The sequence below is a fragment of the Patescibacteria group bacterium genome, from assembly GCA_030583705.1.
Classification (GTDB): Bacteria; Patescibacteriota; Patescibacteriia; order Patescibacteriales; family Patescibacteriaceae; genus Patescibacterium.
This window is the reverse complement of record CP129471.1, coordinates 641,476-655,609: the sequence shown is the minus strand read 5'-3', so window position 1 is coordinate 655,609 and position 14,134 is coordinate 641,476. Positions and strand designations below refer to the sequence as shown.

Annotated in this window: 12 protein-coding genes and 1 tRNA gene; 12 read left to right on the top strand and 1 reads right to left on the bottom strand. The window is 37.1% G+C overall.

The window, feature by feature from the left end; genetic code table 11:
* Positions 1–221: 221 nt before the first annotated feature.
* The 3 genes from tyrS to QY321_03195 all read left to right on the top strand — a co-directional run bounded on the left by tyrS (position 222) and on the right by QY321_03195 (position 4,377).
* Complete coding sequence (gene tyrS / locus QY321_03205; GenBank protein ID WKZ24599.1) at positions 222–1,418, top strand: tyrosine--tRNA ligase; 1,197 nt, start codon at positions 222–224, stop codon at positions 1,416–1,418.
* Positions 1,419–1,493: 75 nt separating this feature from the next.
* Positions 1,494–3,209: an arginine--tRNA ligase gene (argS, locus tag QY321_03200; protein WKZ24598.1), complete on the top strand. Its 1,716-nt coding sequence runs from the start codon at positions 1,494–1,496 to the stop codon at positions 3,207–3,209.
* 115 nt (positions 3,210–3,324) lie between these two features.
* Positions 3,325–4,377 carry a Fic family protein gene (locus QY321_03195; protein WKZ24597.1) on the top strand — a complete coding sequence of 351 codons (1,053 nt, stop codon included), beginning with the start codon at positions 3,325–3,327 and terminating at the stop codon, positions 4,375–4,377.
* A gap of 97 nt (positions 4,378–4,474) precedes the next feature.
* On the opposite strand, the gene QY321_03190 is transcribed toward QY321_03195, so the two are convergent.
* Positions 4,475–5,650 (bottom strand): hypothetical protein, encoded by a 1,176-nt coding sequence (locus tag QY321_03190; protein WKZ24596.1) that lies wholly within the window; start codon positions 5,648–5,650, stop codon positions 4,475–4,477.
* Between the two features lie 336 nt (positions 5,651–5,986).
* On the opposite strand from QY321_03190, the gene QY321_03185 reads away from it, so the two are divergent.
* The 9 genes from QY321_03185 to QY321_03145 all read left to right on the top strand — a co-directional run bounded on the left by QY321_03185 (position 5,987) and on the right by QY321_03145 (position 14,114).
* Positions 5,987–6,307, top strand: a complete 321-nt coding sequence (locus QY321_03185; GenBank protein ID WKZ24595.1) for a hypothetical protein — start codon at positions 5,987–5,989, stop codon at positions 6,305–6,307.
* Between the two features lie 154 nt (positions 6,308–6,461).
* Positions 6,462–6,953, top strand: a complete 492-nt coding sequence (locus tag QY321_03180) for a hypothetical protein (protein ID WKZ24594.1) — start codon at positions 6,462–6,464, stop codon at positions 6,951–6,953.
* A gap of 130 nt (positions 6,954–7,083) precedes the next feature.
* The gene (locus QY321_03175; protein WKZ24593.1) at positions 7,084–8,397 is read left to right on the top strand and encodes an excinuclease ABC subunit UvrC; all 1,314 of its coding nucleotides are present in this window, start codon (positions 7,084–7,086) and stop codon (positions 8,395–8,397) included.
* Positions 8,398–8,442: 45 nt separating this feature from the next.
* Positions 8,443–8,766, top strand: a complete 324-nt coding sequence (gene trxA, locus QY321_03170) for a thioredoxin (protein WKZ24592.1) — start codon at positions 8,443–8,445, stop codon at positions 8,764–8,766.
* A gap of 58 nt (positions 8,767–8,824) precedes the next feature.
* Entirely contained in the window at positions 8,825–9,673 is an 849-nt protein-coding gene (locus tag QY321_03165) for a ComEC/Rec2 family competence protein (protein ID WKZ24591.1), read from the top strand.
* A gap of 103 nt (positions 9,674–9,776) precedes the next feature.
* Complete coding sequence (locus QY321_03160; protein WKZ24590.1) at positions 9,777–10,388, top strand: nucleoside-diphosphate kinase; 612 nt, start codon at positions 9,777–9,779, stop codon at positions 10,386–10,388.
* A gap of 411 nt (positions 10,389–10,799) precedes the next feature.
* Positions 10,800–10,870 (top strand) — tRNA-Pro (locus QY321_03155).
* 29 nt (positions 10,871–10,899) lie between these two features.
* Positions 10,900–12,375, top strand: coding sequence for an N-6 DNA methylase (locus QY321_03150; GenBank protein WKZ24589.1), 1,476 nt, complete (start codon positions 10,900–10,902; stop codon positions 12,373–12,375).
* 2 nt (positions 12,376–12,377) lie between these two features.
* Positions 12,378–14,114: an AAA family ATPase gene (locus QY321_03145; protein ID WKZ24588.1), complete on the top strand. Its 1,737-nt coding sequence runs from the start codon at positions 12,378–12,380 to the stop codon at positions 14,112–14,114.
* Positions 14,115–14,134: the final 20 nt, after the last annotated feature.

Sequence of the window (14,134 nt, the reverse complement as noted above, 5' to 3'; positions counted from 1 at the left end):
GCTCTTTGTCCCTCTCTTGACAAAAATCCTTAATACTAGAGATTAAAAAAGCCAAGTTAGATGCAGTTTTTAAGATAATTTAAGCTTTTTAATTGACTAAAAAGAAGAGCAAGGAATATATAGTAAAAAATAAGGAGTATAGATGAGAATTAAGGAGAATTAAAAAGAGGATTAAGAAGAATTTAAGAATTAATAAGAATTAAGAAGATAAATAATAATTTATGAAGCCTGATCAAAATTTAATCGCCGAAGTGCTTGAAAGAGGCGTGGAAAAAATTTACCCGGATAAAGATTTTTTGCTTAAAATCTTATCTTCGGATAAGCAGCTGACTTTTTACGCTGGTTTTGACCCAAGCGCTCCGTCTTTGCATATCGGTAATGCTATCCAGTTAGCTAAATTAGCACAGCTACAAAGATTGGGTCATAAAATAATTTTCTTGGTAGGCGATTTTACCGGTATGATCGGTGACCCAACGGATAAGAAGTCGGTTCGTAAGCAACTGGACAGAGAGATTGTTAAAGCTAATGCTAAGCTTTGGAAAAAACAAGCTTCGGCCTGGTTGTCTTTTAGTGGCTCCAACGCTGCTCGTCTGGTTTATAACAGTCAGTGGTATGACAAAATGTCTTTAGAAGAATTTATGCGTTTGGCGGCTGGTGCTACCGTACAACAGATGATTGTCCGAGATATGTTTCAAGCCAGACTTAAAGAAGAAAAACCGATTTATCTTCATGAGTTTCTCTACCCCCTAATCCAGGGTTATGATAGCGTAGCCCTTGGGGTGGATGGTGAGGTTGGTGGTAATGATCAAACCTTTAATATGTTAATGGGTAGAGACTTTCTTAAAGCCTCATTAGGTAAAGAGAAGATAGTTATCGCGAATAAACTTTTAACCGATGCTGAAGGAAAGAAGATGGGCAAGAGTGAGGGTAATATTGTTAATCTTAATGAAACACCGGAAAATATGTATGGGCAAGTTATGTCTTGGCCGGATAATATTATTTCTTCGGCTTTTGAGCTTTGTACTAAACTTCCCTGGGAAGAAGTTAAAGAAATACAAAAACGCCTTAAAACCACCGGTCTTAACCCTCGCGATTTTAAGATGAAACTGGCTCGTGAAATAACAGAGATTTATTATGGCAAAAAACGAGCTGAGGCAGCGGAACAATATTTTGTTAAAACCGTCCAAAATAAGGAAATACCAGAAGAAATGGAAGAAATAAAGGTAAAATCAGGTAATCTTTTAGAGATGCTTTTGGAGACTAAATTAGCTTCTTCTAAAGGCGAAGCTCGTCGTCTTTTGGAGCAGGGCGGAGTTAAATTGGATGGCCAAAGCGTTAGCGATGGTGATTTTTGTCCAAAATTACCGGTTGTTCTGCAAAAAGGCAAAAGAGAGTTTCGCCGTCTTTTAAAGGCTTAAGTTAATTTATTAAAAATTTTAAGTCTTGATGTCTTAGTGTTTTTTCTTATCTTTATAATAATTATATAAAATTTTGTGTATTATCTTGAAAGTCTAAAAAAAGAATTAGCAGAAGTCTGTAATAAGCTTATTGGAGAAGCAGTTATTAGCTTCGATGATTTTATTCAACCTCCGGATAAAAACATGGGAGATCTTTGCTTGCCTTGTTTTAAGGCGGCTAAAGAAGCAAAAACTTCGCCAGCCGCTTTAGCTAATGTTTTAGCTAAAGATTTTTCTCATAAAAAAGTTGAGTCAGTTTCTGCGGCTGGGCCTTATCTTAATTTAATTTTAACTCCCGATTTTAACGTCGAGGTTATTAAAGAGATTACAGAGAAGTATGAGAGCTATGGGCAACAAACTTGGGGTAATAACCAAAGAGTTATGCAAGAATACGCTAACGGTAATACCCATAAAGAGATTCATATCGGGCATATTAGGAATATCGCTTATGGTGATGCGGTTAATCGTTTACTTAAGGCTAATGGTTTTGTTTCTTTACCAGTTATGTATATTAACGATTTCGGTATCCATGTGGCTAAGACCCTGTGGTATTATCTTAAAACTAAACCAAGTGTACCAGATGGACATAAAGGAGAGTTTTTGGGACAGTTATATGCCGCTTCGGTTAAGGCGATGGATGAAGGAGATAAGGAAAAAAATAAGCAAGAAGTTGGAGAGGTCATGAAGTCTTTGGAAAGCCGAGAAGGTGAGATTTATGAACTTTGGCAAACCACTAGACAATGGAGCTTGGAACAATGGCAGGAGGTGGTTAAGGATTTTAAATTGGATTTTTCCGATAACTTTTATGAAAGTGATTTTGTTCAAGAAGGGTTTAAGTTGGTTGATGAAATGCTTACCAAGGGAATATTAAAGAAAAGCCAGGGAGCGGTAATTGCTGATCTTGAAGATTATAAATTAGGGGTTTTGGTAGTGCTTCGGTCGGATGGTACGGCGCTTTATCCGGTAGCCGATTTAGCTTTAACTATTCATAAAGTTAAAAAGCATAAGCTGGATACTTCTTTGTGGATAGTGGATATAAGACAAAGTCAGTATTTTTTCCAGCTCTTTAAGGTGCTTGAACTTTATGGTTTAAAAGCCGAACTAAAACATCTGCCCTATGATTTTGTTAAACTTCCTTCTGGTATGATGTCATCTCGTTCCGGTAATATTATCGCTTATGAAGACTTAAAAAAACTTTTAACAGAGGAAGCTAAAAAAGAAACAAGTAAACGTCATCCAGAGTGGAGTGAAGAGAAAGTAAACGAAGTGGTGCGTGTTTTGGTTTTCGGAGCTCTTAAGTTTGAGATGCTTAAAGTCGGGGGAGAAAAGGGTATTACTTTTGATCTTGCTAAGTCTCTTCGTTTTGATGGCTTTACCGCCGCTTATTTGCAGTATACTTGTGCTAGAATAAATAGTCTTTGGCGAAAAGGAGAAACTATACTTAAAAAAGACCTTAAGCCAGATTATGAGTCTTTAACTAAAGATAAAGAAAAGTCTTTAATGTTGGCAGCCGCTATTTATCCTGAAATAGTTAAAAGAGCCGGGGAACGTTATGAGCCCTCGGAAATAGCTAAGTATTTATATGAAACAGCCCAACTTTTTAACGATTATTATCACGCGGTGTCCATTCTTAATGATGATGAAGTTTCCGAAGAAGCCATAGTAGCTAGACTAGCCCTAGCTAAAACCATTGCCTTAGTAATACAAAAAGGCTTAGATCTTTTGGGCATTGAGACAGTGGAGGAGATGTAGAGTTTTAGATAAATTGTTTTAGGAATTGTTATAAATAAGGGGTGAGTAATCGGCTTACTTGACTTTTTCCATAATCTTATATAATCTAATATATGTTACTATATTAGATTATAATATGAGAAATTTTGATAAAAGACTAAGATCTCTGCCAGAGAGTATTTGGGAGAAAGTCGGCCAAATTGAAGCTTTAAGGGGGCAATGGACTTCAGGGGTGTCATTAAGCGCTCAGCTTTTGGGACGACTAAAGCGTTCAGTTTTGGTCACCTCTACCGGAGCTTCTACTCGAATAGAAGGTTCTCAACTTTCCGATGAGGATGTTGAGAAGTTTATCCGTGGTTTAGCTATGCAAAAATTCACTGCTCGAGATAAACAGGAGGTGAGAGGTTATTATGAATTGTTGACCAAATTATTTGAAAATTGGCCTTCAATAAGATTTAGCGAGAGTACCATTAAGCATTTACATAAAGAGCTTTTGTTATTTTCAGAAAAAGATCGTTGGCACAGGGGTGATTATAAGACAAATGAAAATAGAGTTGAGGCGGTAGATGGTCAGGGTAATATCTTGGGGACTATCTTTAAAACCACCCCGCCCTATTTAACAGCGAAAGAAATGGGAGAATTGATTGAATGGACCGAGCGACAATTAAGGATAAGAAAATATAATCATCTTTTAGTAGTAGGAAATTTTTTGGTGGAGTTCTTGAACATCCATCCCTTTCAAGACGGTAATGGCCGATTAGCTAGGATTTTAACTAACTTCTTTTTGTTAAAAGAGGGTTATGTTTACATGCCCTATGTTTCGCATGAAAAAATCATTGAAGATAATAAGGACGCTTATTATTTGGCCCTGCGACAAAGCCAAAAAACCATTAACACTAAAAATGAAAATATCACGCCATGGTTGGAATTTTTCTTGACAGTTTTACTTAAGCAGTCAATGATGGCAATTGATGTGCTTAATAAGCAGGATATTGAAAAACTATTATCACCTAAACAGCTCTCTGTTTGGCAATATCTGCAAGCTGTCTCTGAAGCGACACCTCAAGAGATTAGTCAAAAAACCAAGGTGGCTCGTCCAACAGTTAATCAAGCACTTACTAAATTATTATCTTATAAGAAGATTGAACGACTTGGTCTTGGTAGAGCGGTGCGTTACAAAAAACTATAACTACGTTTTTGGGTTTTATTTTTACTAAGCTTAAATGCGCCACCCGGGTGGCGCATTTAAGGTATAAGAGGCTTTTTATTAAATCTATCGTTGAATATTATCTTACCTCAGCTCCAAAGCGTTCAATGGTAATTTCTTCTAGTTTCTTATGCTTAGTATCTACTTCTTCGTTGGTTAGAGTACGATCCAGGTGGCGGTACATAATACGGAAAGTATAGCTGGTTTTATCTGCTCCGAACTTTTCTTCGTTTTCGTAGGTATCTAAAAGCTTTACTTCTTCGACAAATTCCGAACCGGCGATTTCTCGTACTAGCTCGTAATAAATGTTTAAGTCAAAAGATTTATCTACTATAAAAGAAATGTCCCTAATAACCGGCGGATATTTACTAACCGGTGTAAAGACAGTATCTAGGTCTTTAAGTTGCTTGGTTATTCTTTCGTCGGTAGAGTAAAGTAGCCGAATATCTGGTAGTTGTAGTTTAATCATCGCGAGTCTATCCGAACCAAAACCAAAAGCCCAGGCATTATATACTTCAGGGTCAAGACCTAAATTACGTACTACGTTAGGATGAGCGATACCGGCCCCTAAAATTTCCACCCATTGGCCATTAAGTTGGATATTCATTTCTAGGCTCGGGTCGGTATAAGGGAAATGATCCACCAGGAAATTATAGACTACATCTTGTCCATATAAAGAGCGGGCAACTTCTAATAAGATAGCTTCAAGATCGGCTTGTTCTAAAGTTTTAATTTCTTTCTTAACCACAAAGAAACCGTCTATTTGGTGAAGGATATTGTAGTGCTGCCAGTCTATCTCATCTCTACGGTAGCATTTACCGTAGCTTAAAACACCAACTGAACCAAATTCTTCTAATTTCTTGGGGATTTCCGGGATATCAAAATAATATTTCCACATTAAGCTGGTATGCGATCTTAAGACATGGTTTTCGTCTAAAAAGTAGGTATCGCTGGCACTGCGAGCTGGGTGGTCTTTCGGGAAGTTAAAAAGATCAAAGACTAGTTCAGGAGTAATTACTTCCGGGGTTTCAATGATGTCCAGATTCTTAAGGGTTGGCAGATTAATAACTCTTTCGGTAATAATCTTTACCGGACTGTCTTCTTTTTTACTTAAATCAGGTATGGCGATATAGCGTTTTAGTCGTTCGCTGTCTAGATCGGTTTTTTGTTCCAATTCAGCCAAGAGACGTTCTTGTTCGCTCATGTCGGTTTTGTAATAGTTCCTCTTTAGGTGAGGTGCGTCGTATAAGTTCATAAAGGTTAAATTATTATGGTAATTAATAGTATTAAGACTTAAAAAATAAGCCCCACAAGGGGCTTAGTGTCGGAGTTAGAAGTTAACCCCGCCATAAGCCCACCTGTCTAAAGAAGGCCATGGGAGTAAAACAAAGTTTGGATAATCTTGGTTTCATACCTTACAGTTTAATTTATTATGCTTTTTTAGGCAAGACTAACCTATAAATAACAAGATATATGATTTATTGCTTGTTATAGGGGTATTTTCTTGAAGTCAACTTTTTTACCCTTGACTTTTCTAATATTATATGTTAGAGATTAGGTAATTTCAAAAAATAAAATAAGGAATTTTTTAATGCAAACTTTAGAGGACTTTAAAAAAGCTAAAGAAGCTTTAGTGGAAATTAGGCATTTTGTTAAAGCCTATTACCTAGATAAAGACATAGACCCTACGAGAGCTAAGGGTTTAAATGAGTTGATTATTGAGTATGCTCAGAAAATTTCATTTTTTCATTTTTTTGATGATAATGATAATGATGTTTTGCTGGGAGGGTATTTTTCCCTTAAACAAGAAAAAGATCCAAATAGTTCAGAGGGAGTGGATATTTTCATTGTTATCCGAAAGAATGGGCTAGCAGAGATGATTTTTAAACAACAGGATCCTTTCCTCAACTAGTCTTGCTATGGCTCGTGGTGGTGTCTTTACGGCAGTTCAGACTCTTGAATATTTTGGGCACTACGGCTCATCGGATGAAATCTTAGGGTTTGTTGATAAGTTTATTAGTCTAATAATTTTTTAAAATTTTCTTAAAAAACATTAAAAATTAAAGATGAAAACTAAAGAAACAAAAAATACCTATGACATAATTAGGTACATAGGTAATGCTATCTTTCAATATCTGATCTTTTCTAAATTGAAAGATGAAAAGAAAATGTCAGAAGCTCAGAAAGAAGTAACAAAGTTCTTAAAAGAGCTAGGCGTTAAATGTTGTAATGATTATGAAGGCTCTGAGGACTCTATCGAGTGCGGATCTTTGGACTTCTCGAAGAAGGGCGAAGATAATATTGGCGACAAGGGATTTGATAAATATGTTGTCCTTGTTGATTTCCTTAAAGATGGCACTGCAACACTAGATCATGGAAAAAAAATTCTCAAGCAAAAAGAAATTAAAGGCGGATTTGCTGAAATTCTTATGGAGCTTTATTCTCTTCTTGAGAATAATAAGCTTTATAAAGAGAAAGAGGATAAAGATACAAGGAGAAGAAACTATCCTGTAAGGCCTAACCTCTCCGATATCATTGATCACAATCTTTATAGGTAAAGTTCTTATTGCGTTTTCAAAGCCGACCAACAGTGTCGGCTTTTTCATATCCTTCTTTTTTTTCTTGTGTTATGATATATAAGTAAGATATTTTGTTAATTTTAGATATTTTTTAAATTATTTACCCTCCATGAACCTTGCTGAAGTTAAAAAACTTAATTTGCCCATTATTGCTGGTTGCTATCGTTTTTATAATTCTTCTGGCAAGATTATCTATATCGGGAAGGCGGTTAACTTGCGTAGCCGGGTTTTTTCATACTGGCAAAAGGGTAATGCCCATACTCCGGCTAAACAAAGGATGGTACAAGAAATCAGTCGGGTGGAATGGACCGAAACGGAGAGTGAGATTGAAGCTTTGCTTTTAGAGGCTAATTTGATCAAAAAACACCAACCTTTTTATAACATAGACTTGCGAGACGATAAACGTTTTTATTATGTTCATGTATCTTTAGAAGACGAAATCCCCGGTGTTTTTTTAACTAGAACCGTTGGGCAAACCGGTATCTATTACGGACCTTTTGTTAGTTCCCGGGCGGTTAAGGAAACTCTTAAAGCTCTTCGTAAGATCTGGCCATATTGTTCGGCTAAGAGATTACAGAAAAAACCTTGCTTCTATTACCAGATAAGTCGTTGTCTAGGACCTTGCGTCGGTAAGGTTAGTCGCCAAGAATATCTTAACATGGTTATTAAGCCCCTTATGCTGTTTTTTGAAGGTCATAAAGGCAAGGTCGTTAGACAATGGCAAAAAGAACTTAAAGAAAAAAAGAAAAAACAAGACGAAGAAGGAGTTGCTCGTTTGGAATATCTTTTATCCCAGATGGAAAAAGTACTTGAGCATACTAAGGTTTTAAGTTTGGCGGAGAAATACGCCAATGACACGGTTGAATTGGCTAAGATTCTTAACTTGCCCACAGTACCTGATCGAATTGAAGGCTATGATATTTCTAATATTTTCGGAAGAGAAGCTGTTGGTTCCATGGTAGTTTTTCGGGACGGGGAAGCGGACAGTGGACAATATCGTAAGTTTAAGATTAAAGAGAATGTTAATAAAGAGGGTGAGAGTAAAAACAACTTAAGTTCCCAAGACAGAGCCAAGGGGGATGTTATGATGATCCGTGAGATACTAGAAAGAAGACTTAAGCACGATTGGCCTTTGCCGGACTTATTAGTAGTAGATGGTGGCAAGGCTCAGGTTAATGTGGTTTTTAAGGTTTTTAAAAAACATAAGCTTAATATCCCGATAATCGGGATTGTTAAGGGAGAAGGTTTGCGAAGTGCTGGAGCTCGGGATAAGCTTTATTTTCCGGGACAAAGTAAGCCTTTAGAACTATCCTTAGCTTCGCCAGCCTTACATCTAATTAAGCGGGTACGAGATGAAGCCCACCGATTTGCCATTGGTTATCATCGGCGGATAAGGAGTAAAAGCTTCTTGTCAGGTAAGTAATAATATGCTATCTTTAAATGACCGTTAAATCTTAATTTTAAATATATGAGCAAAGTTTTTACGCAAGAAGGTTTTAATAATGAAGTTATTGAAGCTTCCAAAACAAAACCTGTTTTGGTGGATTTTTACGCCAGTTGGTGCGGTCCTTGCCAAATGCAAGCCCCGATTATAGACGAGTTATCTGAAGAGCTTGAGGAAAAGGCTGTGATTGGTAAACTAGACACTGAACAAGCTATGCAGATTGCCCAAGAATACGGGGTTATGAGTATTCCGACTTTAATTATTTTCCGTAATGGAGAGCCAGCAGAGCGCTTTACCGGGGTACAGTCCAAAGAAATTTTAACCGAAGCTTTGGCTAAGGTCTCTTAAAGTTCTTCTTTTTCTTTTTGTTCTTCGTTCTTCCCTCCTTTATCCTTAAAATAAATTTATGATAATTAGGAGGGGACTGTCTTTATCTTTAGGGACGGCCGCTTTAGCGGTCGTCTTTTTTTTAATTTGGTATAAGCAAACTCCAGAGTCTTGGTTGGAGATTAGTATACTGGATGTTGGGCAAGGGGATGCCATATTACTTGAAGCTCCTAGTGGGCAAAATATTTTAATAGACGGTGGAGCGGGTAAAAGCGTAATTAGAAGATTGGGTGAGGAGTTGCCTTTTTGGGAAAGGCAAATAGATCTAATTATTTTAACCCATCCACACGAAGATCACTTAGCCGGTCTTAATGAGGTAATTAGAAGATACAGGGTTGGGGCAGTAATAATGACGGGGGTGGAATATTCTTCGGCTACTTATACGCATTTTTTAAATGAACTACTTAAGCGCTCTATTCAAACCAGAATCCTTGAGGGTCCGGAGATTATAGAAATAGGAGATCTTAGTTTAGAATTTCTTTTTCCTTTGGAAAGTTTTTGGGGAGAAAGAATTTCTAACCTTAACAACAGCTCCATAGTAGCTAAAGCCGTTTACAAGGAGATAAGTTTACTTTTAACCGGTGATGCTGAACATGAAGCTGAACAAGAGCTTTTAGGGGCTAAGAGTAATTTAAAAGCAGATATCTTAAAAGCCGGACACCATGGTTCTGCCACCAGTTCAGGTAAGGATTTTATCGCAGCGGTTAACCCTTCTTTGGTTTTAATTAGTTCGGGCATGGGTAACTCATACGGTCATCCATCTCCGTTAACGATTAGTAGGTTAGAAAGAATGAACATCCCATATCGCCGTACGGATGAATTGGGCACGATTAGACTTAAGACGGATGGTTTTTTGATTTATGAGTGAGTTTTTACTTCCTTTATAGGAAGTTATCATGGTACCTTGAATAATTTACCCAGTATGCTATACTGGGCATATCTTTATTAAATTATTTAAGAATAATTATTGTATGAAACACTTAAAAGAAGAACGCACCCTGGTGATTATTAAGCCGGACGGAGTGCAGAGGTCTTTAATCGCCGAGATTGTCGGTCGTTTTGAGAAAGTTGGGCTTAAGTTAATTGGACTTAAGATGGTTGTTCCTACTGAACAGCAAGCTGAAGATCATTATTACAATATCGGGGGAGAAGAGTGGTTGGAAGCCGTTGGGGCTAAGGCTAGAGCTGCTTATGAGAAAAAGGGCTTACAGTCTCCTTATGAAACTAACCGAGAAAACGGGATGGCAGTTCTAAAGGCTAATGCCAAGTATTTATCTGCGGGACCAGTAGTGGCTATGATTTGGCAGGGTTCGCATGCTATTGAAGTGGTTCGCAAGATGGCTGGTTTTACTGAGCCTCTAACCGCTCCTCCCGGAACTATTCGTGGAGATTATAGTTTAGACTCTTTTGCGGCTGCCGATACAGATAGCCGAAGTATTAGAAACCTTTTACATGCTTCCGGTAATAGCGAAGAAGCGGAAAAGGAAATGGTTATGTGGTTTAAACCAGAAGAGATTCTTTCCTATCGCCTTATCTCTGATGAGATCCTTTATGATGTTAACTTGGATGGGATAAAGGAATAGGGGAAAGAGATAGTTAAAATACTTAGATCACCCCCTTGCTAGGGGGTGATTTTTTGAAAAATAGGTAATAAATTAAGTTTTTTCACTCTTTTAAAAAGTCTTTTTTTGTGATACAATTAAGCGGCAGTTCTTTTCCCACCCGGCTTCATTATTCCCGCACTAAGTTTTGGTACTTTCTTACATTGGCATCTTCTAAAGGATTACACCGTGGTGTTATCCGGAGAAGGCTAGGGGGTAAATGGATTTTTTATTACAGTTAAAACCGGATACGTCTGGTTTTAAGAATAGGAGATTCTTTTAATCGTTTTAACGGTTTAAAAACCCCACTGGAACAACGCCAATGCTTAGTTCGGGCTCTGGTGGTGCCGGGTGGGAAAAGAACAAAAGAAAGAGAAATATTTGCTTTTACCACGGGCTGTAGTATAGTGGTAGTACGCGTGCATGGGGTGCATGTAGCCTCGGTTCGATTCCGGGCAGCCCGACAGGATAGATACCTTATTATAGAAATATTATGTTTGAACAATCATTTAAAAACATTGATAATATTCTGCACACGGATTCCGGTTGTGGAACTGAATTAGATTATGTGGAGCAGACCTCGTGGATTTTATTCTTGAAGTATCTTGATGATCTGGAAGAAGATAAGAAAACATCAGCTAGCTTATCCGGTAAAAGTTATGAATATATTTTATCCCCGGAATATCGCTGGAATACTTGGGCTTGTCCTAAAAATGGAGATGGTAAATTGGATCATGGTAAAGCGTTGGATGGCGATGATCTAAAGGATTTTGTAAATAACAAGCTTTTTCCCTATCTTAAGAAATTTAGAGCAGAAGATCCGAATACGATTGAATATAAGATCGGTGAAATTTTTTCTGAACTTAAAAATAAGATTTCCAGTGGCTATAAACTGCGGGAAATTTTGAATGTGGTGGATGACATGCATTTTCGGCTTTATGAAGAAAAGCATGAGCTTTCTCATCTTTATGAAGCCAAGATCAAGAACATGGGCAATGCCGGACGAAATGGCGGAGAATATTACACACCACGTCCCTTGATTGAAACCATTGTTAAAGTTGTGAATCCGAAAATCGGTGATACTATTTATGACGGCGCTTGCGGAAGTGCCGGATTTTTGGTGGAAGCTTATAAATACCTTACCGCCAATCAATCCAAGCTCTCTTCCGCTCAGATGGCAATTTTACAAAATAAAACTTTTTACGGTAAAGAAATTAAATCCCTGGCTTATATCATCGGTATCATGAATATGATTTTGCATGGCATTGAAGCACCGAACATTAAACACACAAATACATTAGCGGAAAACATCAATGATATTCAGGAAAAAGATCGTTATGATGTTATTTTGGCCAATCCGCCTTTTGGGGCAAAAATAGGAACAGAGCTTCAACAGAATTTTCCAATCAAGTCTAGTTCATCTGACAATCTGTTTCTTCAGCATTTTATAAAAATTCTTAAAGCAGGTGGAAAAGCCGGTATTGTTATTAAAAATACCTTTCTTTCCAACACCGACAACGCCAGCGTGTCGCTTCGTAAGCTTTTATTAGAAAACTGTAATCTGCACACGGTTTTAGATCTGCCCGGAGGAGCTTTTCAAGGCGCAGGAGTAAAAACCGTTGTTTTATTTTTTGAAAAAGGAGCGCCAACAAAAAAGGTTTGGTTTTATCAGCTTAACCTAAATCGTAATCTTGGCAAAGGTAATCCGTTAAATGAATCTGACTTGGCGGAATTTGTTAAATTACAAAAAATAGCCTTGAGCGGAACCGGAGGGACCAAGGCAGACAGTGCAAATTCATGGTCAATAGACGTAAAGGATATTGATCAAAATACTTTTGATTTGTCTGTTAAGAATCCGAATAAAAACGATGAGGTAATTTTAAGAGAACCGAAGGAGATTTTGGAGGAGATGAAGAGATTGGATGAGGAGGGTAATAATACTTTGGATAGTATCAAGAAGTTTTTGTAATTATGAAGATTTCACAGATAAAAATTCATGGCATAAAGTCATACACCGACAGTTATATTGATATGGCAAATTATACAGTTTTTGTTGGTGAGAATAACTCTGGTAAAAGCAATGTTTTATTTGCCTTACTTTGGTTTTTTGGCAAGGAAAAACTTGCTCTTAAAGATGTAAATAATAGTATAAGCGATGATCCATACATTGAGGTTGAATTTGAATTACAAAAAGACGAAGAGTTTACTCATCCGGACGAGTATTTGGTTGAGGGAAAATTTAAAGTCCGCGCCGTCTTATCGCGAAGTAAAATTAGCGATAAAGCATTGGCGTGTGAGTATTATGGTTATACCGGCAATGCAGATGAAGACATAAAAGATACAAAATTACTTGGCTGGAAGACAGTGGCTAAACCTAGTTTCGGCGATGTGATTTATATGCCATCGGTCAGACCGCTAAGTGAAGAATTGAAATTTACAGCAAACTCGTCATTGAACCAATTAGTAACAAAAAATATCATCGCACGAATAAAAGCGGAGGACGAAAAAAATCAGCATTATGGTCGAGTTGTAGAATCTATTAGCGCATTATCAAATTTTATTAGTGAGGGTGAAGATAGTGCAATTCAAAAACTAAAGGAAGACATTTCAAAGAAAATGCTTGATTATGGCAATGTACAAATTGGTTTTGATTTGGTGCCGCCCGATGCCGAAGATCTTATAAAATCATGTTTTAGGCCACATACAAGCGTGGCGGGAATTAGTGATAAATTGCCATTGGGTTCGCAGGGTGATGGATTCCAGCGCTCAATGATGTTTTCCCTTATTGCGAATTTAGCTGAATTGAATAAGGAGGAGCCAAAAACTGGGAAGAAGCCGGCAAAAAATGATTGCACTTTCTATATAATTGAAGAGCCAGAACTATTCTTACACCCAAATCATCAAACATATTTTCGCAATAAACTTGAAGAGATAGCTAATTCATCTGACGCGCAAGTCATTTTGACTTCGCATTCCCCATACTTCCTAAATCATGTTGAAAAATACTCCCAAATTAAAAGAGTATACATGGATGGTATTATTTCAAAAATATCACAAGTAACAGATCAAGAGATTGACAATATTTGTACGAGCAATGGCAATTTAATGGCTTTGGCAAAAAACGAGTGTAAAAATCCAAAACTAACAGAACAGGAAGTCGCAGAAGAAGCTGAGAAAATTGCAAAATCCGATCATCTTAGATATTTACTATGGATTAATCCAACAAGAGCAAATGCTTTTTTATCGCAAAAAGTTATTTTAGTTGAAGGCTCAACGGAAAAAGCCATGTTTTCATTTCTTTTCAATAACCCCAAAGGTGCATTTTATGATGAAAGTGGAACTGCAAAAATAACCATTATAGATACTGTTGGTAAATATCATTTTTATAAGTTTGCAAATCTACTCCATAAATTTGGCATTAAGGTTTGGTGTATGTATGACGGCGACAATGATGAGTGTAAGGGGAAAAATCCGCATAAGATTTCGCATAAAATTCTTAACGAAAATATTGAAAAATTAAAAACCGACGGACTAATCATGGATTGTTTGAGAATTGATCCAGATCTTGAAAATAGTATTGGCTTGATCAAAGGAGAATGTGCCGATGTTGAGTTTTATGTAAGTTTGGAAGAAAACAATAATAAGTGTACAGAAAATGATGGCTATAAGAAAATAGTTGATTTTGTAAAAAGTGTCATTGCCTCATAATGATCGAGTTATGATTAAAG